Genomic DNA, 26,916 nt, shown 5'->3' with positions numbered 1-26,916 from the left:
GTAAGCCGATTTTGTCCGCGTACAGGATACTATTCACCGCAAATGAATAAAGGCGTCTTATACTTTCTAAATTCGCTGGTTATTACATCCGCGCAATTTGAAAATCTGGAGAAGGGGGTCGATTCGAACCCCTTCCCATCCGTATCAAATGAGCTTGAACTGCTGCGCTTATTTGTTGCTGCTGTACACGGTTTGGTGGTCCTTCGCGATTTCTTTGGAATCTCGCTTCTGTCCGAACAGATCCTGGATGCTTGTCAGATGCCCTTGCGAGGTTGCCGGATTCATCGTGTTGTCGAACGACAGGTCGCCGCCCTGCACTTCCTTGAACAGACCAAGGATTTCCATGGCCATATCGGAATACCCTTGCGCTTTGAAGTCTCCATCTACTTTCTGAGCGATGCCGATAGCGCCTTTAGCCTCGAACATGACCTTCGGGAAGTTCAGCATGAAGTAATTCAGGAAATCCTTCGTTTCTTGCAAATGCTTGCTGTTGGCCGAAATCGCAAATCCGCTGCCCGGTGCAAGCATGAATTCGTTCGGGTTGCCTTTGCCTTTGACCGTAGGGAATTTGAACACCCCTACCTTGCCGTTAACCGAAGAGGTTTCTATACCGCCAGTTGCCCAACTGCCCATATAGTACATCGCGCTTTTGCCCGTCTTGAACAGGTTCTCCCCTGCATTGTAGTCGAAGGAGGTTGCGCCATCCTGGAATGCCCCTGCCTGCACGAGATCCTGGAAGCTGTCGACTGCATCCACGAATGCCTGATCCTCGAACGTCTTCTTGCCATCCTGGACATCCTGCAGGAAGCCCGGTCCGCCATTGGTGCGGAGCAGCACGTTCATGAACAGGAAGGAGCCGGTCCATGTATCCTTCTCTCCGATGGCAATTGGCGTAATCCCTTTCGATTTAAGCGCTTTCACAACTTCGATCATTTCTTCAAAGGTTGCAGGAACCTTCACACCCGCCTGCTCGAACAATTCCTTGTTGTAATAGACGACGCCGATGTTGTTGCCATCCGGCAGCGCGTACAGGTTGTTGTCGAAAGAGTACCAGTCCAGAATTCCCTCCTGGAACGTATCCTTCAGTCCGTTCTGCTCCACCATATCATTCAACGGGGCGAACAAGCCCGCCTCCACGAAAGGCTTCATCTGAGCAGACGGGTTAACGACCGTAATGTCGGGCACTTCTTTGGAAGCCGCTTGCGTCTTAAGCTTCAGCTTCTGTTGATCCGTGTTGAGCGAATCCAGCTCGATGGTGATATGCTTATGCTCGGCCTGATATTGCTCTACAATCTTCTTCACAGCACCGTGCTTGGGGTCTGTCGGATCGGGATATATATTCTGGAAGGTGATCGTAATATTCTCCTGCTCCTGCTCCTGCTTCTTGCCATTGCTGCCGCCATTCGCCGCTTTGCCGTTATCTCCGCCAGTCCCCGAGTTGTTGTTCGCGCCGCATGCCGCCAAGCTGATAGCGAGCGCACCGACCATGGCCAACTTTAACCCTTTGAACATTATCGTCATTATGTTTCCTCCTCAAAGTTTACTGCGCCGCTTCCTTAGCAGCTTCTATCGTGCAGAAGGCTGCTTCGCAAGCTCACGCTCTGTTATAGGTTTATTATGGCTCGCTGCAGATGGCCGTTCAATGCAGGAACTTAGGGTATGATGTTTGCTTTCTTTAGATTATCGTCCATTAACGCTGCCTCACAACATTACCCTATCCATGCCTGCTGGCTGCATCTTATATCCCAATGAAAATGAATAGAAGGGCTCACAATTATTCGCCTTGATTCGACACTCATAAATGTTATTAAATGGTATAGTAACTGTTTGATGGTATTCAATCTGCTGCAACAAGGCCGACGCCCGCCTATTATCAATCGATAAACCTGAAATGATCTTCTCCACCCGATGGGAGGCATATAACGGATGTTTTTTATTTTTTTCTGCAACCTGCTGTTTGCGATTATCCTTTATGTTAGCCAGCCCAAAGGAAATCAGGCCAATCGATGGATGATCGTGTTCTGTCTGTCCGCATCCTTAGGCGGCCTGTCCGAATCGCTGATCAGCGATATCATACCCGAGCTTGAATTGATCGGGGCAGGACCGCGCTTGTCCATGCTGCTGTTCGAGGCACATATTTATAGTCAGTTCCTGGCGCAAGTCGTTTCGCCGTATGCCATTCTCATGTATGCGATTGTGTATTCGGATATCGGGAGAAGTCCGATCAGGAGGCGGCTTCCCTTCATTCTGGCAATACCGATGATTGCGATGATTGTCTTCACCGATTTCTACCCCGATATCACCATTAACTTCCGGGTACTGCTCCCATGGGCCGCTCCTTATATTCTGGCTGCAAGCTGGATGATGCTTCGCGCCTGGTACTGCGAGAACAACAGATATCGGAGGAAGGCACGGCAAAACATACTGCTTGTTCTGGTTCCTGTCTGGCTGGGAGTCCTCATCTTCAATTATATTGCCCGGGCAATCGATCCAAATTCCGAGCTTTTCCGTCTCACACCGCTTTTCTTCGGCATTGCCTATCTTCTATTTATCGGTTACATCTTCCTCTCAGGGGTATTCGGCATCCGAATCAAGGTCGAGAAGCAGCAGGTGCTGGACAAGTCAATCCAGATTATGAGCAGCGGCACGGCCATTCTAAACCATACGATCAAGAATGAAATTGAAAAAATCAAATTTTCCTTCAATCTGGCCAAAGCATCCCTCGAAAAAGAGGACCTGGAGGAGACCAAAGCCTCCATCTCCTCCGTCTTCTCTGCAATCGAAAGCATCGACAATATGGTCGATCGCATTCGCTCCAGGACAGAAGCAATGATTCCCGTCGAGACCGAGGTCCCGCTTGTCCCGTTAATCCGGCAAGCTATTGAAGCCGTGCGGCCCCTCTGCAGCTTCAGAGGCATTGAGATTCGGTCACAGCTAATTACCGAATGCACTGTACGGTGTGATGGCATTCTGCTCGCTGAGGTGATTAAGAACATTCTTAATAATGCGATGGAGGCTATTGCCGCTCCCCATGGCATGATTCAAGTTCGATTGTTTCCTAGAAAAGGCGGGGTTACAATTGAAATCACCGACAATGGCTGCGGGATTCCAAGGGAAGAGCTCAGCCGAATTATGGAGCCCTTCTTCTCCACCAAGAACAACATTAAGAATCACGGTCTGGGACTCAGCTTCTGTTATATGGTGGTCAGAGCGCATGATGGCGATATGCTGGTACGCAGCGAGGTTAACAAGGGGACATCTGTCATCGTCAAGCTTCCTAAGGCTCGAATTGTGACCACCGCAAATTCGCATTCTGTCGGAATAGGATGATGAGGCCAAATGTTGAAACGCACAATAACCGTAGCGCTCGTAGAGGATGATCCCTTCTGGCAGGCGAACATCTCCAAATATATTGAACAGGAAAGCCGGCATATCAAGGTCGTCTTCGTTACAGGCTGCAAGGAGGAGGCGCTCGCATTCATCGAGAGCCATCCATCCACAGACATTGTATTGCTGGATCTTAATCTTACCCGTGCCAATCTGGACGGTATGGAGCTGATTGAGAAGCTCAGCAGGCTGGGTCCCAAAATCATCGCTCTTACCTCCATCGTCGACGATGATGTCATTGTAAGCTCCTTCGAATGCGGGGCCGTCAATTACATGAACAAATCCAGCATTTACGATATTATTAAAGCGATTCAGTCGGCTGTTGAAGGAAATGCCCCCATACATTCCGATGCATCGCCAGCGCTGATCGCCAGGTTGAAGGAAGCCAAGAGGGTACAGATTCTCACTCCCAGCGAGCTGGAGATTTATTACCTTCAGCAGAAAGGCTACAGCAAGAGTAAAATTGCCGAGATGCTGTTCAAGTCTGCCGACACTGTCAAGAAGCATATGCAGTCCATCAGGAGGAAGCTGAAGCTATAATGCCTTTTATAATCCTGCGCGGCTGAACGAGCGAGAAAGCCTTGGCGTCCGCTGATTTCTCCTATATTTATTCTTCTATTTACATTTATTTCTATTAATTGAAATCGTTTCGCAACAATCCCTCCAACTTAAGAACTAATTCCTCCCTGCACTCACGATACCTAATTGACAAACAGACACATTCTGTAAATGATAGAGTGAGGGGAGTAAGCGCTTGCATATTTAGATAGGAGGAGATGTTGTATGCGAGACAAAATCATCATTGTCGATGATGATGATGACCACTGCAAGCTTCTGGTTCAATACTTGTCCAAACATGGGTTCGAAGTTATTGGCTGCTCGTACAGCGGTCAAGACACAATCGGATTGTTCCATTCTCACGTTCCCGATCTTATTATTCTTGATCTGCTGACGCCGCGTTTGGAAGGCCTGGAGCTATGCACAGAAATACGTAAAGTCAGCGATATTCCGATACTCTTCGTAAGCACGTATGCCGATGATTATGTTAAAATATCTGCTTTCAACCTGGGGGGAGACGATTATATCTCCAAGCCGCTGAACCTGGATGTGCTTCTCGCGCGAATCAAGGCACAGATTCGCAGAAACAAACGGGCTTTTCCCGTCAATCAGCGTCACCTGCTGCAATATCCCGGACTTGAAGTGGATCTCTCGACACATACCGTTCTTTCTTACGGCAAAGAAGCCATTCTGTCCACTAAAGAGTTCCAATTGCTGGTCCTCCTCGCCAAAAACCCTAACCGTGTTTTTCATACTGAAACCCTTTATGACCTTATTTGGCGAGACAGCAAGCTAGGGGATGTCCGTACCGTTATGGTTCACATCTACAATCTGCGGCAAAAGATTGAGGAGCAGCCCCACAATCCGCGATATATTCATACCGTAAGAGGCGCTGGCTATAAATTTAATGGCGCCGTCTCTCTCACTGCAATAGAGTCACATTCTTAGAAATTTATGAATAATAGCTTTCGCATTCTACAAAAATGTGAATTTTTTCATTTTTTCCGCTTCTATCTTTAACTCTACTTTAAAATCGCTTGTTAAAATAGGCGTAGCTGTGAAAACGTTTGCACATTGAAAGGAGGATGTACCGGTACAGCGATATCTTGACAACATGACCGGGCGAAAGAGCCCCGCCTTAGTTTCAGAATACGTAAACTTTAGGAGGAACAAGTTACATGTTGAAGAGGAGTACCAGAATTATTTTAAGCCTGATGATTGTCTGCTCAATGCTATGGGGCGTTGCAATTGGCGCCCCTGATAATAGAGCAGAAGCAGCTTCCGGTGAAGCGTCTGCCGCCGCGCCGACAGCAACACCTGCCGGTGAGCCTCCAGCTGAGGTCCCCATTAACGGCACAATGATGCAGTATTTCGAGTGGACGCAACCTACAACAGGCAATCACTGGACGAATATGGGCAATGATGCCGATCACCTGAAGGAGCTTGGAATTACCAGTGTGTGGATTCCGCCAGCTTACAAAGGAAATTCCGGTATTAACGATGTCGGATACGGTGTCTATGATTTGTATGATCTGGGTGAATTCAACCAGAAGGGTGCAGTACGGACCAAATACGGTACGAAAGGCGAGCTGAAGCAAGCGATTACCAAGCTGCACAGCAATAACATTCAAGTCTATGCCGATGTCGTCGTCAACCACTTCATGGGCGGCGAAGCAAGTGAGGATGTTAAGGTAATCGAGGTTGACAAGTATAACCGCAATCAAGCCATTTCCGGCGAGTTCACGCGTGCGGCCCATACGATCTTTAATTATCCCGGCCGCAACAACGCCTACTCCACGTTCAAGTGGAACAAGAGCCATTTTGACGGAGTAGATTATTATGAACGAATTTTCCGTTTCTCCGAAGGACCGAAGGGCTGGGATAATCCAGTAGATGGTGAGAGAGGAAACTACGACTATCTGATGGGTCTTGATATCGATTATGATCACCCTGATGTTGTCGCGGAAATTAAGAAATGGGGCGTTTGGTACGTCAATGAGCTTGATCTTGACGGCTTCCGGCTGGATGCAATCAAGCACATCAAATTCAGCTTCATGAAGGACTTCGTTAACGAAACACGTACGAAGACAGGCAAAAACTTATTCATGGTCGGCGAATATCTCAGCGGTTTGGATAAAATGGGAACTTACATGCAGGCAGTAGGCAGCAATATGTCGATGTTCGACTTCCCGCTTCGCAACAATTTCGCATCGGCTTCGAGTGCCAGCGGAAACTTCAGCATGCGCAACCTGTCCAGCGGTACAATGGTGGGAAGCGATCCCGTACATGCGATGACTTTCGTTGAGAATCATGATACACAGATCGACCGCGAGCACCCGCATGGCGACCCAGTGCTTGACTGGTTCAAGCCGCTTGCTTATTCCTATATTCTGACTCGCGAGCAAGGCTACCCTGCTGTATTCTACGGCGATTACTACGGTACCACCGGCGAGCATGGAAGAAAACAAGCTTCACTCAAGAACAAGCTTGATCCGATTCTTAAAGCGCGCAAGGACCACGCTTACGGCAAGCAGAACGACTATCTGGATAGCGATGATCTGATCGGCTGGACGCGTGAAGGCGTGGCATCCAAGCCAGGCTCCGGCTTAGCGACGGTAATGACTGATCGTACGGGCGGCTCCAAGACGATGAATGTCGGCACAAGCCATGCCGGCGAGCAATGGAAGGATATAACGGGCAACTTCACGGATAAAGTAACGATCGGCTCCAATGGCAGCGGCACATTCAAGGTTAAGGACGGCTCAGTATCGATCTGGGTTCCTGATGTCCAGACGCCTGTCGATCAGCCGCCGACTGCGCCGACGAATGTACAAGGAACCGCATCTGGAACAACTGCTGTTAACCTCACTTGGAATGCATCCTCAGATGACAAAGGTGTCGTGAAATACGAGATTTACCGTGACGGCACACTTAAAGGCGAGTCAACTACCACCTCCTACACAGACAACTCGATATCAGCCAACCAGACTTACTCCTACACCATTAAAGCAGTAGACACCATCGGACAGAGATCGGGCGCAAGCACGCCGGTCAACGTGCCTGTTGGGGGAACCGGAACGGATCAGCCTCCTACAGCGCCAACGAATCTACAAGGAACCGCTGTGGGCACAACAACTGTCAACCTGACATGGAATGCTTCTACAGATGACAAAGGCGTTGTGAAATATGAGGTGTACCGCGACGGCGCTCTCAAAGGCCAGCCGACAGGAACCTCCTACTCGGATACGACTATAGCGAATAACAATACCTATACCTATACGGTCAGAGCTGTCGATACAATCGGCCAGAAGTCAGGCCCAAGCGCTCCGGCGACGGTCAAGATCGGCAACGGCGGACAGCAGCAAGCAGGAATCCCCTTCAGCTGGGATAATGCAAACGTGTATTTCGTTATGACCGACCGTTTCTTAAACGGCAATACGAGCAATGACGGCGCCTATGGCAGACCGAAGGTCGATGCAGGCGGCAAGAGTATCGCTACCTTCCATGGCGGCGATATTAAAGGATTGACACAGAAGCTCCAGGAAGGCTACTTCACCGACCTTGGAACCAATGCCATCTGGATTACAGCTCCATGGGAGCAAATGCACGGCTGGGTAGGCGGTAAAGAAGGCGACTTCGCCCACTACGGCTACCATGGCTACTATGCGCTTGATTTCACTGCGATGGACAAGAGCATCGGAACCATCGATGAAATGCGCGAGTTCGTTGATCTCGCACATACCAAAGGCATCCGCGTTGTCCTTGACGTTGTTATGAACCATGTGGCGTATCCGACGCTCGTCGACATGGCGGAATACAACTACGGCGACCGCGGCGGACTTGCCGGCAACTGGACGCCTAATCTGAGCGGCGGCCAGAACTGGCACTCGCACAACAACATTATGAATACGCAAAATGCAACCGCTTGGGCAACCTGGTGGGGCAAAGACTGGATTCGCCCGAACGGCATCGCTGGCTATGATCAGTGCAGCGGCGGCGACCTCCCTAATTGCGTCGGGTTCTTGCCTGACATCAAGACCGAGTCGACGACTCCTACAGCATTGCCGCCAATTCTGAAAACGAAATTCGGCAAAGAAACAAGCGGCTTTGACAACTGGATCGTTCCAGCTGCCAAGCAATACCGTAAAGACATGAATGTAGCGCCTAAAGACTACATGATCAAATGGCTGTCCTCATGGGTTGAAGAATTCGGTATCGACGGATTCCGTGCGGATACTGCGAAGCATGTCGAAGCTACGAACTGGGCTGCACTGAAACAGGCAAGTAACAGCGCACTTGCGAAATGGAGACAGAACAACCCTACGAAGCCAGGAGCAGATTGGGACGACAACTTCTGGATGACGGGTGAAGTATTCGGTAAAGGTCTCGGCAGAGACGGCAATTATTTCGATAATGGGTTTGATTCTCTAATCAACTTCGAGTTTCAAGGAAAAGATTACAATAACCTGGAATCGCTGTTCTCGGGTTATGCCACCGAGTTTAACGGCAGCGCAGCGAACTACAACATGCTGAGCTACATCTCTTCACATGATAAGAGACTATACCCGCGTAGTAATCTGATCCAAGCAGGAACAGCGATGCTGCTTCTCCCTGGCGCGGTGCAAACGTTCTACGGTGATGAAACGGCTAGACCAGAGGGCGAGAACGGTTCTGACCCGGATATGGGTTCACGTTCAGACATGAACTGGGGCAGCGTGAATACAGCGGTTCAGAGCCACTGGCAGAAGATTGGCCAATTCAGAAACAATCACATCGCGATTGGCGCAGGTCAACACGCCAAAATCGCAGACACTCCTTATACGTTCTCCCGTACGTATGAGCAAGGCGATATTCTGGATAAGGTTGTTGTGGCCGTAGGCGCTTCGGGCTCTGTCGATGTGAACGTGGGCAACATTTTCCCAGACGGCACGACAGTACGCGATGCTTACACGAAGAATGAAGTCGTAGTCAGCGGCGGCAAAGCGAAATTTACGGCTGGCGCGAATGGCGTTATTCTGATCGAGAATGTGGGCGCGAACAAGAAATTCCCGGTTCTGACGGCATCTCCGGCAGGCGGCAAGTTCAAGACAGAAACAACAACCGTTACCCTTTCGGTGAAAAATGCGGATAGCGGCAAATACACGCTGGATGGCAGCGATCCAGTGAACGGCATTGCATTCACGAACGGCACAACGATCACGATTGGCGCAGGCATGGCTATCGATGAGACGAAAACGTTGAAGATGTATGCGGTCAATGAGAACGGCGAAGGCACAGGGTCGTACACCTTTACGAAGGGCGATCCGAACGCCAAGCTCGATATTTACTTCAAGAAGCCAGCAGGCTGGGGAGCACCGGCGCTGTACTTCTATGAAACAGCGCCTAAGCAAACGAATGAGCCTACATGGGCGACAGCTCCTGCTATGACAGACGCTGGCGACGGCTGGTATGTGTACAGCTTCGACACCGCTGAGAAAGCAACGATGATTTTCAAAGACAACACGGGCAAACAGCTTCCTGGCCAAGGTCAGCCTGGCTTCGCAAGAATAGCAACAGGCTGGTATGACGGAACAACTTGGTATGATACAGATCCACGCAAGCTGGAACCACCAACGAATCTGGCTTCATCGGCTAAAACAGATAAAACGGTAACGCTGACTTGGACAGCATCCGTGAGCACGGGTATTGCGGGATACGATGTGTACCGCAACAATGCGAAGGTTGGAACGACAGCGGCAACGACGTATACCGATATGGGTCTGACGGCAGCAACGGCGTATTCGTACAAAGTGATCGCCAAGAGCCAATCGGGCGCCAGCTCCGATCCGAGCAACGTCATTAGCGTAACGACGAACCCGGCTGGTACGACGAAGCCGACGAAGCCGACGAATCTGGCTTCATCGGCGAAGACAGACAAGACCGTATCCTTGACTTGGGGCGCATCCACAGATGCTTCCGGCATTGCAGGCTACGATGTCTATCGCAATGGCAGCAAGGTTGGCACGGCAACGACAACATCCTTCACGGATACAGGCTTGACAGGTGCAACCGCATACACATACATGGTTATCGCACGCAGTCAGGTTGGAGGGGAATCCGATCCAAGCGATGCAGTGAGCGTAACAACTGATCCTGGAAACACAAGCAACTCGGTTACGGTTTACTACAAAAAAGGCTTTGCAACACCATATATCCACTATCGTCCAGAGGGTGGTACGTGGACCGCTGTACCAGGCGTGAAGATGGTTGAGTCCGAGATTCCGGGCTATGCCAAGTACACGATCGATCTTGGAACGAGCACAGCTACTCGCGTTGAAGCTGCATTCAACAACGGCAGCGGACAATGGGACAGCAATGGCCAGAAGAACTACTTCTTCAACAAAGGCGATAATACGTATAAGGATGGCGTGGTCATCCCGGGTAAACCGGATGCTCCACAGCCAGGCAACAAAGTAACGGTCTATTACAAAGAGGGCTGGACGAATGTCAATATCCACTATCGCGCAGAGGGTGGCACTTGGACAGCTGTTCCAGGCGTGAAGATGGAGAATGATCCGCTCAACCCTGGCTACAAAAAAATGACAATCGACATCGGCACGGCTACCCGTCTGGAAGCTTGCTTCAACAACGGCAGCAACGTATGGGATAGCAATGGCCAGAAGAACTACTTCTTCCCAGTAGGCGACAGCACGTACATTCCTAGCACCAATGGGGGGGCAGGTCAAGTGAAGCCTGGGGAGAAACCGACAGGAGTCGATACAATTGCTCCTTCCACCCCCGCTAATCTGGCTGGCAACCTCAGCACAGGCACTCCGAAGACCGTTACACTGTCTTGGAGCGCTTCGACGGACAACATTGGCGTAACCGGCTATGAAATTACACGTAAGGCAGGCACAAGCACGGAGACATTTACGGTGAATGCAACCACCTACATCGATAGCACAGTAGCGGCTGGTACGACGTACAAATACCAGGTTCGCGCGAAAGATGCAGCGAATAACTTCTCCGGCTACAGCAATGAAGTTACGATTGCAGTACCAAGCGATGTGGATACGCTCAAGCCATCCGCGCCAACGAACGTAACGGGTACAGCGGCAACGACCTCCGTTGCCCTGTCCTGGACCGCTTCGACGGATAACGTAGGTGTAACGGGCTACGACATCTACAATGGCAGCGTACTGGCTGGCAGCGCAGCTGGAACAGCTACCAGCTACAACGTGACGGGCTTGACGCCAAACACGGCGTACAGCTTTACAGTAAAAGCGAAGGATGCAGCGGGCAATGTGTCCGATCCAAGCGCAGCATTCAGCGCAACGACACAGAACGTTGCAAGCAGCAACCTGCTTGTCAATCCAGGCTTTGAAACCTACACGGGAACGACAGGCATAGCGAACAGCTGGGCTAAATCTGTAACTGCAGGCGTTACGTCCACCTTCGACGTGGTAACCACGCCAGTTGCTTCTGGAAGCAAGGCACAGAAGCTGACGGGCTCCGGCATGGCAAGCGGAAGTACATCGAAGCTGTCCCAGTACGTTCCGGTTGAAGGCAACAAGCCGTATACCGCAAGCGGCCAGTTCAATGTTCTCAGCCTGACCAATGCACGCGTTCAGCTGTACGTTGACTTCTACAATGCAAGCAACACAATTGTCGGATATGCGAAGGTTGATCAAAGTACAGTAACGAATGGTTATGTTGCGCTGAACTTGAGTGGCCAAACTCCAGCAGCAGCAACGAGAGCAAGAGTATATGCGATCATTCGCAGCACTGGGGCGAGTGGCGCAGGAGTCTTGATTGTCGATGATATGAAATTCTCGGTTCAAGGGGACGATGATACTCAAGCGCCTACAGCACCGGCGAGCCTTGCATCGACCGGCAAAACCGACAAGACGGTTGCCCTGTCTTGGACAGCCTCAACCGATAATGTAGGCGTAGATGGGTATGAAATTTATCGCAATGGAACCAAAGTCGGCACGTCCGCAACAACGAGCTTCACAGATACAGGACTTACAGCAGCAACTTCATATAAGTACACCGTTAAAGCTTACGACGCTGCTGGCAACCTTTCAGGTGCCAGCAACGAAGTAACGGTGGTCACGAATAATGGTGTCGACACGCAAGCGCCAAGTGTGCCTGCAGGTCTTGCATCCACGGGCAAAACCGATACAACGGTAAGCCTGTCGTGGACAGCTTCCACAGACAATGTGGGCGTAACAGGCTATGACATCCTGCGCAATGGCGTTAAAGTCGGCACGTCCGCAACGACGAGCTTCACAGATACCGGCTTGACGGAAGAAACATCGTACGACTACAGCGTGAAAGCATTCGATGCGGCGAATAACTTCTCCGCAGCAAGCGCAGCTGTTGCCGTTGTGACGTTGAAGGGAACGATCATTATCCCAGGTGGCGACAAGCCGTATTCCACCAACCCATCGTTCGGCAAGCGTGTAGCGACGCCCATTACAATCGATGGCGTGAACGGTGGTCAATGGACCGACGATATGCTGATCGCCATCGATATGGCTGGCGACGATCCGCGTACACTCGGCAGCAACTGGACGCTGCACGAATCACCAATGGATCTGTCCCATCTGTGGGCAGCATGGGACAATGAATACCTGTACCTTGCTTGGCAGTATGTAGATGTAACGGACATTGTGGACCCGGCGAATGCCGGTTCTGCAGGCGGTACGCCAATCCGTTCCATGGATATGCCGCAAACGATCGCCATCGATACGATTGCTGGCGCAGGCGCACCACTGGACATGTGGAAGAAGAACGGTCTCCAGCCAATCTGGGGCGGTGCGAATCTGCCTGATTACCAGTTCAACATCGCATCGAACATGTTCCATTCCGGTTACATCTCCAAAGCAGTCAACGGCGTATTCCCCGTTGACGATGCTGGAGTGAATTACAAAACAGGCACTGCTGCAGGCATTACGGTGAAGTTTGCCAAAGGTGCAGGCTATACGAAGCTCTGGGGAGTGAAGGATGTAGACGATGCAGCGGATGCCAGCAAACTGGTGGACTTCAAGGCACTCGGTCATGATGTGAATCGTGACACGTTCTACGAGGCGAAGATTCCACTGAGCGCAATCGGCAATCCGAACATTGAAGGTTCAGGTATTGGAGTGAAGCTTCACCAAGGCGAGTTCTCGCCGGTAGATACGATTCCGAATGATCCTGCTACAACCGATACACCGGGCGTAAGCGAGTCCAACTCACCTAAAGAGTGGGGCGATGTTGACTTGTTGACAACAGCCTTCGCTCGCATCGGCAAATAAGCAATAAGGGAACAAAGGTGCTGCCCCTGAAGGGCAGCACCGAATGAGTAAGACCATGTACAAACAAAGAATCCTCCAGAACCACTGCGAAGTGGAACTGGAGGATTCTTTCGTACAGAGCTTGCGCACAACCCCCGACATGACGACGTATGTCAGTTGAAGCTGCTCCCGCAGCAATCAGCCTGTGCAGCAAGTCTGCGGGGCACTTCCCCACAGGATGCACTGCTCCAAACTTGCCGCCGTCCCAACAACCCGAAAATCACCTCTCATGCAAAGGAATTTTCGGCAGCGGCAGGTAGACTATGCCGTCTCAAACGGCAGACTTTGCAGTTTCTACGCCCCGCTGCATCTGCAAGACGCTTTTTCACGCTTACGGCGCACCTGGCTTCGTTTTTCCGCGCTGTAAGACGGAATTTCCGCTTCTCAAACGGCAGACTTTGCAGTTTCTACGCCCCGTTGCATCTGTAAGATGCTTTTTCACGCTTACGGCGCATCTGGCTTCGTTTTTCCGCGCTGTAAGACGGGTTTTGAGCCTTACAGCGGCAGATTTGTGTTTGACTCTGTTGTGTTAATTTTGATTCAACAAGCGGCTCATTGCCAAACTCACGATACTTCGATTAATATGCGCACACCTGCCGGGATGTTTAACTCTTCACTAATTTGAGGTATTGGTTTCGATTTGAGGTATTGGTTTCGTTTGCTTCTGAATGTCCCCTACTGTCTGCTCCTTAAATGCTTCACTGTAACGCCGCCTCTTTTCACCCCTAGCGGATACCTCTTCAACCAAACCTTCAGCATTTGCTTTTACTTATCCAGCCCGCTTGCTTGTTCCAACTCGCCGCCTGCCCTTGTAAACCGCGTTTCTATTCGCTTGCTGATCCACAGCGATATGCCGACGAAGAGCAGAACATAGACAAGCTCGATTGGACGATGGATGAATCGGGCAAGATCATGTCCTATGAAGGATACAGACAGAACCATTATCGCCTTGCCGAACAGGATCGCAATCAGAAAGGAACGAATCTGCATCCGTGCGAGTGCGGCAGCCATATTAATGACGACAAATGGACCTACCGGAAATATACTGAGCAGAAACACATAGCTGAACGCATTGCGGCGAACCCATACCATGCTCTTCTGCACCTTGGGCTTCTGTGCCCATCGCTCCAGGAAGGGATGTCCGGATACACGGCGCACAATCAGGAAAGTGACCATGCAGCCGCACACCATGCCGATCCAGGAGTAGAGAAATCCGAGCCATAATCCGTATACAGCTGCATTCACACCTACAATGACAATCGTAGGCAGTGGTGGAACAAACGACTTCATAAAGGTCAGAAGAACACCCGGCAGAGGACCAAAAGAACGATACTGCTCCAACAACTGCTTCAGATTGTCTTCTGTCATATAAGATAATAGATCCGAAATACTCATAGCTGGCATACACCTGTTTCCCGTGTTCTTTACCCTCTATCATATACCATCTCGGCGGCGCTCACCACTTAGCTCTCTCATCCAGCTGACAAGGCCAATCCCGTACTCCGATTGGATATCTTCAACCGCCTCATAGCCACGCACCTCGCCCTCATGAATCAGCATCACTTTATCCAGCAGCGGCTCGATCTCTCCTACCTCATGCGTGCTCATAACCAACGTTTGGCGCTCCATATCCACATTCGCAATCAGGCTCTTGATAATCGACTCACGCACCAGCGGATCAAGACCGGACAGCGGCTCATCCATCACAACCAAGGGTGTCTGTCGAGATAATGCGAGCACGATTTTTAGACGCGCGCGATTTCCCTTGGACAGCTTGGCGATCCTCTGGTCCAGATCCAGCTCGAAGGATTCCGCGATGCTGAGCGCTTTTGCAATGTTGAAGTCCTGGAACATAACCCTGTAGAAATCAAGCGTCCTTCTCACCGTATGCGCCGAATAGAACACATCCTGCTCCGGTAGAAAGGCTACATCTCTGCAGCTTAGGCGATTAGCCGTCTGTCCATTGACGAGCACCCGCCCCCCAGACGGCTTCTGCAGGCCTGCCATCAGCTTCAGAACGGTTGACTTTCCGCTCCCGTTAATTCCAATTACACCGATAATCTGCCCCTTCGGAATTGTGAAGCTCATATTGCTGACCGCTGTACGGCCGATAAATTTCTTTCCCACTCCTTCGAATACAACAACTGCATCCGCGCTATTGGGTTGACCTGTCATTCTATACAGCCTCCTCTGAGCGATCTATTGATCGGGACTCTTCTCCAGATGGGATCGAACACTGGCGACAATCTCCTCATCTGTGAAACCCACATCCCGCATTTCGTCGGCAAATCTTGTGACCAGCTCCTCCTTGAGCTGCTCCCGCATCATAATAAGTCTAGGCTGATCCTCTGTGACGAACATTCCTTGCCCTCTGCGGCTCTCAATAATGCCCATCCGCTCCAGCTCCATATTGACCCGCTGCACCGTATTAGGATTGACCCCGAATTGAACCGCCAAATCCCGGACAGAGGGCAGCTTCTCACCAGGCTGTACTTCATTGCGCACAATCTGCCGACAAACCCGCTGCACTAATTGCATATAAATCGGCTGCGTGCTGGAGAATTGTTCAACCATATGCTACACCTCCACTTTACGATCCAGCAGCCAAGCCGGAATATAGACCAGCACGGCCAGATTCAGCGCACTCCAGAGCAGTTCGCCCGCGTAGATAGGATCCTCACCCGCACCTCCAAGGCTGACCCATTCAACCAGCACGCTATAAACCTCCGTCATCTCAAAGCTAATATGAAGTGCCACATAGGCGCTCACTATTAGAAGCGACAGGAGCCACCCCATCCAACGTCCAACCCTGCTTGACATCACCATCGCGATAAAATAAATATTCACAACCAGAAGAGCAAGCATGGCAGCTATAATTCCGGTTGCTACAATCCACAACCAGCCCTCGCCCTGTAGCAAGCCGTAGAAATATGCTGCTTCTTCAAACGGAAAACCGCTTCCCTTGAGCCAGTCCTCCTGTGATGTCTCAAGCTTATAGACGACCAGAAACATGGAGAGTGCTGCAGCGAATCCAACTATCAGCTCCAGCACAGCAGCTGCATACTTGGCAGACAGCAGCTTCCACCCTGACATCGGCAATTGATACCACAATGGCGAGCGCTCCCGTTCTTTATTCAAGCTTCTCACCATATAGAGCACAGGAGCCAGCACTTGAAAATAAATAATGAACAGCCAAATCTTACTCACCGCGCCCGACTTGAAATAGTAGCCCAGATAGGCGGACAATATCATCAGAATAAATCCTAAGACGACCAATGCCTGCTGAGATCGTACCATCTCCGTTCCGAAGCTGATCTCCCTCTTGAACAAACTCCACCACATCTTCACGTACATTCCCCCTCTTATTTGCACATGCATAGCACTTGTATTTGTGTACTAGTTGAATAGTACACTGTAACAATAATTCTGTCAACTAAAAATTGGCAATAAAAAACCACCCGCAATGATCATATGCGGATGGCAGAATTCTATGGGCAGTGAGTTTCGCGCGGAGGAACCGCGCTTGACCGCTGCTCTTATATTGGAGGCATCGCGCATGAGGAAGCACAACGTCGATGGGGCTGTTCAGCGATCAATAACCGCAGAACAGCCCCATCTCCTATTATTTGAACAGCTTCACGCGGTCTTCAAGCGGCTGGAACGTTTTCTCGCCTGCAGGAGCAGTCGGCTTGCCGAATGGAAGCTGGGCTACGAGCTGCCAGCTTGCTGGCAAGCTCCATTCCGCCCTAACCTTCTCATCGATAAGCGGGTTATAGTGCTGGAGGCTTGCTCCCAAGCCTTCTTGCTCAAGAGCAGTCCAGAGAACGAATTGATGAATGGCGCTCGTATGCTCCGACCATACCGGGAAACGATCCTGATACGTTGGGAAGCCAGCTTGCAACTGCTCCACTACAGATTGGTCTTCGAAGAACAGTACAGTTCCATACCCGTTGCGGAACCCATCCATTCTTTGCTTCGTCGCTTCGAACTGATCGGCTGGCACGATGGCTTTCAGAATATCGGTAGTCAGATCCCACAGCTTATCATGCTGCTCACCTAGAAGAACAACCAATCTTGAGCTCTGCGAGTTGAATGCGGAAGGCGAGTGCTTCACTGTTTCCTGTACGATTTCCAGAATACGCTCGTCTGATATCGTCGATTCTTTGCTGATCGTATAAATGCTGCGTCTTTCGCTAATAGCAGTCAAAAAGTCGTTAGCCATAGGTTTAATCTCCTCCGAATTGTAGAATTAGTGATTCCTTTTCACGTTGTTATTTTAATTCCTATACTTTATACTGTAAAGTACGCAATATTTTTATATGTTGTAAAAAATAATTAACTTGCTTACTATTTGTAACAGGGGTGATTGCAATGGAGGATTTTAAAGAAGGCATTTGTTCCTTGCATGTCATGAAGGTGCTGAATATATTTGGCGGCAAATGGTCTTTTCTCGTTATCACGCAATTATTCACAGGTACGAAACGATATAATGAGCTTCAGCGTCAATTGAATCATGTAAGCTCCAAGGCGTTGTCCGATACACTCAGACATCTGCTGAAGAACGAAATAATCAGCCGCCAGGTGTATCCCACTATTCCTGTAACTGTTGAATATGCCTTGACGCAGAGGGGCATTGATTTCCGCAATGTGATGATCGAGATGAGCACGTGGGGGCAAAAGTGGCTGGACGACCCGCTCGTCCCTTCGAACGATGACCACGTCGATAAACAGCAATAAAGAGGCCTTCTCATCAGTTGAAGGCCTCTTCTCTATGACGGACGGTATCTTTAACCATATCGCTGGTAGCCGATACGGCTGTTCAATATCAATAACCTTATCGCTGACATCAGCTGCGGCTGCTCAGTATCTCTAACCTTATCGCTGGCAGCCGATAAGGCTGTTCAATATCTTACCCGTGCTGGCTGCGGCCGCTTAACCGTCTGTGAATTTATTGCCGTACTTCGATACAGGCGGCATTCTGTCGGATCGCTGCAGCTTAGCCCTTGTTCTCGACTCCGGCTTGGAGGCATCCTCGTTCATTTGCCTCCAGCGGTGCATCGGGATAACACTGACAATGGCATCAGGATCAATCGATTGAATGAGATCCTTGACCGTCCGCTCCTCAAGCCTGTAGATCAGCATCTGCATCGTGTGCTGCATCTCCCCGTCCCCTATGCTTCTGCTCGCTACACGCACCACCTCACGGTTGATCGTCTGTCTTATAGCTTCGTCGATTTCATCAGCATACATGCTGCTGATCTGCATCATTCGTGTCGAGGACGACCGTTTCGCCAGATGGTACGCGGCGACAAAGGCTAATCCGAGCACTATGACATATGTGGCCGCTGACTGCATAATTCCTGCCGCTGCAGTCCCTTTGGGACCGGCAAGCCCTTCTAGACCTGCCGACATCCCAAGCGTGATCAGCAATGCCAATCCGACAGCAGCCGAGCCGCTTCCACTTCGCTGTATCACCATTCCTTTGCTCCATATTGATTCCTGTACATGTCTCATTGTGAATTCCTCCTCACCAGTGGTTTAGAAGCTCCTTCCTATGAATGCAGTAAGGTTCAATGTTTCTGCGCGTTGACTCGCTTATCCTTAAAGCGAAAGATCCAATTCAGCAGCTTATAGATCGATTTGGTTTCCTTCGTTAGCAGCGGCCCCAGAACCGCCAGAATGAGCACATACAAAGCGGCAAAAGGCTGAACGATCGGCAGCAGGCCTCCTGCTTTGGCCAAATTAGCCATAATAATCGAGAATTCACCGCGCGCCACAATGGTAAAGCCGATATTCACGGATGCTTTTGCCGACAAGCCCGCACTATGTCCCGCCCACATGCCTGCAGCGAAGTTTCCGATCAGCGTTAATACCACTGCCCCAATCGATAGCCATACTGCCCCGCCGAGCGTTGTCGGATCAATCGTCAGACCAAAGCTGAAGAAGAAGATCGCTCCGAAGAAGTCGCGAAATGGCAGGATCAAATGCTCAATTCGTTTCATATGCTCGGTTTCGGCAAGCACAAGACCAACAAGCAGCGCTCCTATCGCTTCCGCAACATGAATCGTCTCAGAGAAGCCCGCGATAATAAACAGAATCGCGAAGATAACGAGCAGGAACAGCTCATTGGAACGAATATTCAGCATTCGGTTGAGCAGTGGAACCGCCTTGCGTCCGATAATAAGGACCAGCAGCATGAAGCCAAGCGCAAGCAGCGCGGACATGGCAATGCCGCCAAGCGAGGTGGAGCCGCTGAGGATAAGACCGGATAAAATCGAAATATAGATGGCGAGGAACACATCCTCAAACATAATAATGCCCAGAATCATCTCTGTCTCCGGGTTGGCGGTCCGCTTCAGATCGACAAGGACCTTAGCTGCAATCGCACTGGAGGATATCGTTGTAATACCCGCAATAATTAGCAGCTCCAGCAGCGGGAATCCGGCCACCCAGCCGAAAACCAGACCAAGCGTAAAGTTGATGAGGATGTAGATCGTGCCGCCAACTGCAATGGATTTGCCAGATTTGATCAAGCGGCCTACAGAGAATTCAAGTCCCAGATAGAACAACAGGAACAGAACTCCGATACGGCCGAGAAATTCGATAAACGGCTGACTCTCGATAAATCGCAGATCGATATGCCAGAATTCGAAGGAATGCGGTCCCACCGCCATGCCGACCAATATATAGAAGGGAATAACTGAAAAACGCAGCTTGGCTGACAATAAGCCCGCAAGCGCTATGAGCCCGATTGCAATTCCGATTTCAAATACGATATAGTTCATGCGCTCATTCACATCCGTTCATCATAATGTTTTTGAAAAGCTTCTGCTGCCCCCTCTCGCCTGCAACAATTAGCGTTGCTTCTGCTTTAATGACCACATCCGGCCCCGGATTAATTTGCTTGGATTGCTGCTTCCCGACAATAGCGATAATGGTCGCTCCAGAGATTTGGCGCACGTTCAGCTCGCCGATTGTTTTGCCCACGCATTTGTACTCCGGCTCGACCCGATACCATTCAATAATAAGATCGTCAAGCGCCACCTCGATCGTCTCCAGCGCCCGCGGCTTGTAGGTCATCCCGCCAATAATAGCGGCAACCATCCGCGCTTCATCATCATCCAGTGTAACGATAGAGACCGTATCATCCGGATTCTCAGGATCAAAGTGGTAACATTCCCGTCTGCCATCATCATGGACGACGATGACCAGCTTGTCGCCACCTCTTGTTGTAACTTGAAATTTCTTCCCAATTCCAGGGAGATCAGTTTCACGGATTGTCATCTATATAAACCTCCTGCTTTGTATTCAAATTTGGTTTAGAGACTCAACAGAACGAGTCCCTTCTTATGATTTCCTATTTTGGGCATGAGCAAACAGAACTTCGACTGTCGTTTTTTTCACAAAACGAAACAGAGAACGCTCATTGCTTAGATTGGACTGGACTAGATAGGTAGCACAAAGAAACCGGTGATCGTTAGCCGAAAAAATTGCGATCTATCGAAAAATACCGAAAACAGCCAAGCTTAATGGATCAATGAATGAAGGGACCTCGAACAGCTACACAAATACGGAAGTTTTCTTAATAGGGGAGAGAAGCAGCCGCGTTAATCGGCGGGCAATCTGAGGGTAGAACGTGAGATGAGTCTCCAATAACGAGCCCCACGTAGCTCTGATCATGGCGACCAAGAGGAAAGATAACGCAGAGAAAAGCGCAGCTAATCGAAGCCCTTCCGGCACGATGTGCTTACGTAAGACGACCTTGTTTACTTTATTCTCAATGCCTTGTGTCAGTATTACGCGTGTCGTTTCACTGACATAAGACTCGACTATCGGAGTCGGCATAGCAAAAACCATAAACACAACAATTAAAACAAGAGAAAACGAACGATTAGACGAGATATCACGAGATAACATGCAACTTCACCTCCTTTTCTCACGAATATAACGAAATTATACCATAAATCGACGCTTAACTCAAACATTTGGGGTTGCAAATATTAGGGATATCAATATAAAAACAGGCATACAAGGCGTGTTATTTAGTGGGTAAATACGATATCCGGCGCTTGAATGAGCAGCTATGGGGCGCAGCCTTCCAGTGTCCCCATGCAACGCACACATACAAAAAAGGGAGGGATGCCGAATGTCACCCTCCTTGGTAGTGCTTCCCAATTATTTAAGCCCAGCCTGGAATTTGACGCAGATCGCCGTCCCAGATTTGGAACTTGCTCTCCACCTTCATATTGTCAGGAGAAGAGGCGGTGTGGAGATAGCAGGCGTCGATCCCGATCCTTCTCGCGCCTTCCAAATCTGTTCTCGGATCGTTCCCGATCATAATCGCCGAGGATAGATCTGCCCCGTATGTGCGGGAGAGATATTGATAGAAGAGCGGGTCCGGCTTGCTCAGCTTAGCCTCGGATGAGATCGCAATACCGTGAAACAGCTTGTAGATGCCCAGTCTCTTCAATTCCGCTTCAATGAAGGTTTTCTGTCCGTTGGACAGCAGGTATACCTTCTTGCCCTTCGCTCTCAGGCTCTCCAATATTTCTACAACGCCATCATATAGGGCAATATGGCGCATGGACACAGTACGGAACCATCTGACCGTTTCTTCCAGCCAAGCCTTCGACGGCTTGCCATTCAGCTTGGAGGCAACCTCTGCCAGCACTTCCTCCATTACGAAATCGGGAACCTCGCATTTCTTCCGTTCCTCGGACAATTGACGCTCCACTTCCTCGTCAACAAGCCGCTTCAGCTCGTCTGCGGTAGTCTCCATCCCTTTATAACGGAAATGATGCATCATTGCATCCCATAGGCGCGGACAATTCTCATCCGTCTCAATATCTATTAAAGTTCCGTATAGGTCAAAAATATAAGTTTGGTACACGTCCTTCATCCTCTCAGTCTATTCATGCTCTGCAGTATCGATCACAACCTTCCAACGGCTGCTTCTCTCTGCATAGATAATCTTTCTCTGAATAATATTATCTGCTATCAGCTCCGACATATCAATATCTATCTCTTTCACGACCGGCTTGCCCCTGTACATGTCATAATCTCCGCCCCCGGAAGCCCGATAGCTGTTCATAACGACATCATAGTGCCCATCGGGCTCAATCGGCTGTCCCTTGCTGCCCATCAGCTTAACAACCCGCTCCCCAATTGGTCTGGAAACATCCAGCTCGTACTCGATGCCCGCCCACATATCATAGTTGTAATGCAATAACTTGGGCTCAATATACGAGGGATTCACGCCAAGAGCTCCGCCCGCTTCCACTCTGAAGTAGGCGGCAGTCTGCTCCAGCGCCTCCCGAATGTCGCTGCCGGTCAGCCGCAATACAGTAAGCGTATTGGGGTACATAAAGTTTGTCAGAATATCCCGCATCGTAATAATCGATCCAAACCCTTCCGATTCATGATTGAGCAGAGCTGTATGCGACAGCTCGACTCCGGCTATTTCCATCTGCACCTTGTTAATAAAGGCGATGAACGGATGATCCGCTCTCCGGCATTCCAGCGGACTAGTTATCGTCATATCCCCGACAACTTGGCCAATCTGCTGATCCAGCCACGCTTGCGTCTCTGACTCCATGTCCCGCGTCAGCTCCAGCACCGCTTCATCCGGCGCAATCGTATGATCGACACGAAGAAGCTCCGCCTTCTTCGCGGCAATCGTCCATTGCCCTTCCACATCTGCGAATTCGACACTGACCTTCCCTACTGCTCCTCCATTGCAGCCCGGCTGAATAATCGTTACGCCATTCACTTCAGCCGCAAGCGAGCGATGCTGATGACCGGTAATCAACACATCAATGCCCTCAACCTCCGTACACATCGCATAGGCCTGATTCTCACTTGTCCCCCTGCCCTCCGGCAGCCCCGTAGCGAGATTGCGCTCGAACCCGCCATGATAGGACACAACGAGCAGTTGCGGATTCTCTTCCTCCCGGATGCGAGCCACCCAGGTGCGCGTCGTCTCCAGCGCATCGGCAAAGCTCAGGTCCTCGATATGCAGCGGGTTCTCCCAATTCGGTATAAAATGTGTCGTTATACCAAGAATCGCGACCTTGATTCCATCGCCCACCACCTTCGTTATATATGGCATGCCGAATGCAGGTTCATTGCTCTTGTCATCCGTAATGCCGGCTGACAGCCATGGGAAGCGCGAATCGCGCACAATTGTGCGCAGCGCATCAAGGCCATAATTGAATTCATGATTGCCTAGCACGGCAGCATCATATTGAAGCTCATTCAGCACGACAACCGCAGGATGCGGCCTGTCTCCCTGCTTGCGAGCGTAATAATAAGCTTGCGGCGAGCCTTGAATCAGGTCGCCATTGTCCACGAGCAGCAATTGAGGCGAGACAAGCCGCTCGCGCCGGATAATCGTCGCCGCTTTGGCAAGGCCCATATCCCGAACCTCGCGAGTGCGGTAATCCGTCGGATATATGTGCCCGTGTATATCGCTCGTAACCAGAATATCCACCACATGCGCCGCAGCGCTCCGCTTTTCCATCCTATTGCTCCTTCTCTCCAGCTTCTAGTATCTCTACATTCTAGCAGGTACAGACTTGCATGACAGATCTATATCGGGATTTACAAAACATTATCGGGCATCTTACGGACAGTTAATATTCCATCCTTATAGTTAGAGTAGTAATCCTGCAAGCTCAGCGCTTCGGTGTTGAAGACACGACTGGCGCTCCGACAGACCAACTCGTCGATTTCTACAAATCGATGATTATCGTAAAGAAAGATTCTCCGATTCAAGCTGTAGCCGACCTGAAGGGCAAAAAAAATCGCCTACCAGAATGTCACCTCATCCGCTGGCTTCGTATGGCCTGCTGCGATCATGATGGACAATGCAGTTGATAGCGTGGTCCGCGAAAATTCAGCAGGCATTCATTGATATCGGACTCGACCTGCAGGTCGCGCGATTATTAAAGAAATCTATTCCCATGAAGGCTATGTGAAGTCCGAGGACAGCATCTTCGAGGTTGTTCGCTAATACGGGCAAAAAGTTAAAACCGAGTAGCACCCCTTAGTGCCAACGTTTGCAATTCCCCCGAACAATGGCCTTCCTGCAGCCAGTCGAGTGTTCCCACACTTGTGCTGGCTGTACTTGTTCTATGAAACTCTTACAAAAGGAATGATATACGGCTATGATCGAAATTCGCAACATATCCAAAACCTATCCCAATGGAACCAAGGGTCTGAACAGCATCAATCTATCCATTGCCAGCGGAGAGTTTATCGCGATTGTCGGGCTGTAGGGAGCAGGCAAATCGACGCTGCTGCACGCTATTAATCGGCTTCACGATATTACAGAGGGGGACATTCTAATTGATGGAAACTCAATCACGAGGGCGAGCGGCAAGCAGCTGCGGGCGATCCGCCGCAATATCGGGATGATCTTCCAGAGCTTCTATCTGGTAGCGGTCCTCCGTCCTTCGCAATGTGCTTGCCGGACGCGTCGGCTATCATTCCACACTGCGGACCATCTCGGGTATGTTCCCCGAGAGAGAGCTGGATATCGCCTTTCAGGCGCTGGATCGGGTGAATACCGTGGACAAGTCCTACTCACGGGCAGACGAACTGTCCGGCGGTCAGCAGCAGCGCGTAGCCATTGCCCGCGTGCTGGCACAGGAAGCCAAGATTATACTAGCCGACGAGCCAGCAGCATCGCTTGATCCCCTGACAACGAAACAGGTTATGGACGATCTCAAGAGGATCAATCAAGAGCTGGGCATTGGCCGTCCTATTGGCCATGATGAACAGCTGGGAATTGGGATTGAGTCAGGACTAGAAGCAGGTTTAGGGTTAGGGAGTCTGCGGTATGAACAACAATGCTGCTGCGCGATGGGAGCGTCCGAAACCTCCGGGGAAGCTACAGCATTATTTGACCGCGGGAATCATTGCGCTCATCCTCTGGGGAAGTGCTGTCAATACCGACTCCACCTTCGGTGCTCGCGCTAGGCCTGCATTCCGTAGGGATGCTGGGCAAGCTGTTCGCCGAAGAGGTGGAGAATATAGATCGGGGACCGATAGAGGCGTTGGTGGCTGTCGGAGCCAGCTATTGGCAGGTAATGTGGTTCGCGGTCATTCCACAGGTGCTCCCAGGGTTCCTGTCCTATACGCTCTATCGGTTCGAGATTAATGTCCGCTCCGCAACTATTCTCGGCATAATCGGGGCAGGCGGCATCGGCGCGCCGCTCATCTTCGCGCAGAGCTCGCGGGACTGGGATCGGGTAGGCATCATTTTGCTCAGAATCATTGTGATGATTACTTTGATCGACTTGGTCTCCGGCGCCATTCGGAGGAGGATCACGTAAAGGACCGTTCGATGGCGAGCAAACGAGCCTGATTCAGGCATGATTGAAGGGTAGTCTCAACAGACTGAATTACAGCAAGCCTTTGCGATAGAGTACGGTCAGCAGTCTGTAGAAGTCAAAGCTCCCGTTATCCGTCATATCGATCAGGTTTGCGCCTACTGCAGCGGATACGGCTTTCTCCGCCCAATGGGGAATGGACATGCTATGCTGTTCTTCGAGAGTTTCCAAGCGTTTCCGCAGCGGTTCAAGCACTGCCGCTCTATGGTTGGCGGCCTCTAGTGCCGCTATCCGCTCCTCCAGCGCTTCGAGTTTCTCTTTCGTTACAGTGATGTTCACGGTCACTGGCTTCACAGCTCCTTCTGTCGGTAGTGGCGCTGTCGGCTTGGGCCTCCTGCCGGCAGCGTAATCATTGATCGTAAGGCCAAACGTCATCTGCAAGTGGGGGTAGTCTCGGAAATGCGGCCAATCCCCGCCCCACTCAAAGCCAAGCTTCTTGGCTTCATCGACGACCTCTATCCAATCCTTCTGTTTATTCCCGTTGCCATCCCGCGTCATATCCCAAGAGCAGCTGCGTCCATCGGGCAGCAGCAACGCAAAATCAATCGCCACACCATAGTTATGGAAACTTCGCCCGCCCTTGGCATTCGTGACGATCGGGCCAGGCTTCGTCCGCCCCTGTGCGTAAAGCTCATTCTGATATTCAATTGTGCGGAGCCCTTGGGTAATGATAATGGACACGCCGCGCGCAAAGGCCCTTTCAATCAGCTTGTCCGCTGCTGCCAGTACGACGGGATGAAGACCTGTGAGGCGTTTGGCTGATTTACTTTTTACTTGATCCAGAGTCAGCATCCGTATCCTTTCCTTTCCCATTGAGCTGTGTCAGAAAGTCATGAATTGCACGCGGCAATGGTACGCCAATCGTGCCCAGATTTTCGATAACCGACAGTCCCTCACGCCCAGTGTAGAAATAAATAGCGGCTGTGCGGAAGATCGGCGCCCCCGGTTGAATCCAATTATCAATCATTGCACCTAAGCCAACCACTACCAGAACGACGATCTTGCGGATGCCGCCCCAATACATGATATCGCTGTTGAGGTTCTTGTTTTTAGCGGCTCCAAGAACTCCGGTTGCGTAATCAACTACCATAAGAGCAAGCAATATCCCCAATGCCTGATCCCATCCTCCGAGTAAGCCGCTCAAAAATACGCCAGCAGCCGCAATATAGCCGCCTATCGTCGCCTCCTTGCCTGATGTGCCGATAGCTGCTGTTACAAGGTTAATTCCGTATTTTTTCAAATGATCCACCTTAACCCCT

The 26,916-nt window shown here is 50.5% G+C and carries 19 protein-coding genes and 3 pseudogenes; 8 read left to right on the top strand and 14 right to left on the bottom strand.

The window, feature by feature from the left end:
• Nucleotides 1-168: 168 nt before the first annotated feature.
• Entirely contained in the window at nucleotides 169-1,521 is a 1,353-nt protein-coding gene (locus L6H65_RS17410; RefSeq protein WP_236343912.1) for an extracellular solute-binding protein, read from the bottom strand.
• Nucleotides 1,522-1,926: 405 nt separating this feature from the next.
• Between L6H65_RS17410 and L6H65_RS17405 the strand changes: the two genes are divergently transcribed.
• The 4 genes from L6H65_RS17405 to L6H65_RS17390 all read left to right on the top strand — a co-directional run bounded on the left by L6H65_RS17405 (nucleotide 1,927) and on the right by L6H65_RS17390 (nucleotide 13,226).
• Entirely contained in the window at nucleotides 1,927-3,330 is a 1,404-nt protein-coding gene (locus tag L6H65_RS17405; protein WP_236343910.1) for a sensor histidine kinase, read from the top strand.
• 9 nt (nucleotides 3,331-3,339) lie between these two features.
• Nucleotides 3,340-3,927, top strand: a complete 588-nt coding sequence (locus tag L6H65_RS17400) for a response regulator (protein WP_236343908.1) — start codon at nucleotides 3,340-3,342, stop codon at nucleotides 3,925-3,927.
• Between the two features lie 243 nt (nucleotides 3,928-4,170).
• Nucleotides 4,171-4,893: a response regulator transcription factor gene (locus tag L6H65_RS17395; protein WP_236343907.1), complete on the top strand. Its 723-nt coding sequence runs from the start codon at nucleotides 4,171-4,173 to the stop codon at nucleotides 4,891-4,893.
• A 230-nt stretch (nucleotides 4,894-5,123) separates the two neighbouring features.
• Nucleotides 5,124-13,226, top strand: a complete 8,103-nt coding sequence (locus L6H65_RS17390; RefSeq protein WP_290370446.1) for an alpha-amylase — start codon at nucleotides 5,124-5,126, stop codon at nucleotides 13,224-13,226.
• Between the two features lie 804 nt (nucleotides 13,227-14,030).
• On the opposite strand, the gene L6H65_RS17380 is transcribed toward L6H65_RS17390, so the two are convergent.
• From L6H65_RS17380 to L6H65_RS17360, 5 genes are all read right to left on the bottom strand, one after another.
• Complete coding sequence (locus tag L6H65_RS17380) at nucleotides 14,031-14,660, bottom strand: TVP38/TMEM64 family protein (RefSeq protein ID WP_236343906.1); 630 nt, start codon at nucleotides 14,658-14,660, stop codon at nucleotides 14,031-14,033.
• Between the two features lie 39 nt (nucleotides 14,661-14,699).
• Complete coding sequence (locus L6H65_RS17375; protein ID WP_236343904.1) at nucleotides 14,700-15,440, bottom strand: ATP-binding cassette domain-containing protein; 741 nt, start codon at nucleotides 15,438-15,440, stop codon at nucleotides 14,700-14,702.
• Nucleotides 15,441-15,464: 24 nt separating this feature from the next.
• The gene (locus tag L6H65_RS17370) at nucleotides 15,465-15,839 is read right to left on the bottom strand and encodes a GntR family transcriptional regulator (protein ID WP_236343902.1); all 375 of its coding nucleotides are present in this window, start codon (nucleotides 15,837-15,839) and stop codon (nucleotides 15,465-15,467) included.
• 3 nt (nucleotides 15,840-15,842) lie between these two features.
• A complete protein-coding gene (locus L6H65_RS17365) occupies nucleotides 15,843-16,613 on the bottom strand; it encodes a hypothetical protein (protein WP_236343901.1) in 771 nt (256 codons plus the stop codon).
• Nucleotides 16,614-16,887: 274 nt separating this feature from the next.
• Nucleotides 16,888-17,487 (bottom strand): nitroreductase family protein, encoded by a 600-nt coding sequence (locus L6H65_RS17360; protein WP_236343899.1) that lies wholly within the window; start codon nucleotides 17,485-17,487, stop codon nucleotides 16,888-16,890.
• Nucleotides 17,488-17,636: 149 nt separating this feature from the next.
• Here L6H65_RS17360 and L6H65_RS17355 point away from each other — a divergent pair, with 149 nt between their 5' ends.
• On the top strand, nucleotides 17,637-18,002 hold the full coding sequence (locus L6H65_RS17355) for a winged helix-turn-helix transcriptional regulator (RefSeq protein ID WP_236343897.1): 366 nt from the start codon (nucleotides 17,637-17,639) through the stop codon (nucleotides 18,000-18,002).
• Nucleotides 18,003-18,197: 195 nt separating this feature from the next.
• Here L6H65_RS17355 and L6H65_RS17350 read toward each other — a convergent pair whose 3' ends face one another.
• From L6H65_RS17350 to L6H65_RS17325, 6 genes are all read right to left on the bottom strand, one after another.
• Nucleotides 18,198-18,779 (bottom strand): YitT family protein, encoded by a 582-nt coding sequence (locus L6H65_RS17350; protein ID WP_236343895.1) that lies wholly within the window; start codon nucleotides 18,777-18,779, stop codon nucleotides 18,198-18,200.
• A gap of 56 nt (nucleotides 18,780-18,835) precedes the next feature.
• The gene (locus L6H65_RS17345; protein ID WP_236343893.1) at nucleotides 18,836-20,050 is read right to left on the bottom strand and encodes a cation:proton antiporter; all 1,215 of its coding nucleotides are present in this window, start codon (nucleotides 20,048-20,050) and stop codon (nucleotides 18,836-18,838) included.
• Nucleotides 20,051-20,054: 4 nt separating this feature from the next.
• Nucleotides 20,055-20,549: a cation:proton antiporter regulatory subunit gene (locus L6H65_RS17340; protein WP_236343892.1), complete on the bottom strand. Its 495-nt coding sequence runs from the start codon at nucleotides 20,547-20,549 to the stop codon at nucleotides 20,055-20,057.
• Between the two features lie 276 nt (nucleotides 20,550-20,825).
• Nucleotides 20,826-21,182 (bottom strand): hypothetical protein, encoded by a 357-nt coding sequence (locus L6H65_RS17335; RefSeq protein WP_236343891.1) that lies wholly within the window; start codon nucleotides 21,180-21,182, stop codon nucleotides 20,826-20,828.
• Nucleotides 21,183-21,444: 262 nt separating this feature from the next.
• Entirely contained in the window at nucleotides 21,445-22,155 is a 711-nt protein-coding gene (locus L6H65_RS17330; RefSeq protein WP_236343889.1) for an HAD family hydrolase, read from the bottom strand.
• An 18-nt stretch (nucleotides 22,156-22,173) separates the two neighbouring features.
• Nucleotides 22,174-23,784 (bottom strand): bifunctional metallophosphatase/5'-nucleotidase, encoded by a 1,611-nt coding sequence (locus L6H65_RS17325; protein WP_236343887.1) that lies wholly within the window; start codon nucleotides 23,782-23,784, stop codon nucleotides 22,174-22,176.
• A gap of 140 nt (nucleotides 23,785-23,924) precedes the next feature.
• Here L6H65_RS17325 and L6H65_RS17320 point away from each other — a divergent pair.
• The 3 pseudogenes from L6H65_RS17320 to L6H65_RS17310 all read left to right on the top strand — a co-directional run.
• Nucleotides 23,925-24,276 (top strand): annotated as a pseudogene (locus tag L6H65_RS17320) (PhnD/SsuA/transferrin family substrate-binding protein); the annotation flags it as partial.
• 154 nt (nucleotides 24,277-24,430) lie between these two features.
• Nucleotides 24,431-25,019: pseudogene (gene phnC, locus L6H65_RS17315) on the top strand (phosphonate ABC transporter ATP-binding protein); the annotation flags it as partial.
• Nucleotides 25,020-25,231: 212 nt separating this feature from the next.
• Nucleotides 25,232-25,600 (top strand): annotated as a pseudogene (locus L6H65_RS17310) (PhnE/PtxC family ABC transporter permease); the annotation flags it as partial.
• A 69-nt stretch (nucleotides 25,601-25,669) separates the two neighbouring features.
• On the opposite strand, the gene L6H65_RS17305 reads toward L6H65_RS17310, so the two are convergent.
• Both L6H65_RS17305 and L6H65_RS17300 read right to left on the bottom strand, forming a co-directional pair.
• A complete protein-coding gene (locus tag L6H65_RS17305; RefSeq protein WP_236343886.1) occupies nucleotides 25,670-26,449 on the bottom strand; it encodes a M15 family metallopeptidase in 780 nt (259 codons plus the stop codon).
• On the bottom strand, nucleotides 26,421-26,906 hold the full coding sequence (locus tag L6H65_RS17300; protein ID WP_236343885.1) for a phage holin family protein: 486 nt from the start codon (nucleotides 26,904-26,906) through the stop codon (nucleotides 26,421-26,423). The genes L6H65_RS17305 and L6H65_RS17300 overlap by 29 nt, the downstream gene beginning before the upstream one ends.
• Between the last annotated feature and the right edge of the window lie 10 nt (nucleotides 26,907-26,916).

The organism is Paenibacillus plantiphilus (assembly GCF_927798095.1).
In the GTDB taxonomy this organism is placed as follows: Bacteria; Bacillota; Bacilli; order Paenibacillales; family Paenibacillaceae; genus Paenibacillus_Z; species Paenibacillus_Z plantiphilus.
Note: the sequence above shows the minus strand (reverse complement) of the source record. Positions and strands in the feature narration are given on the sequence as shown.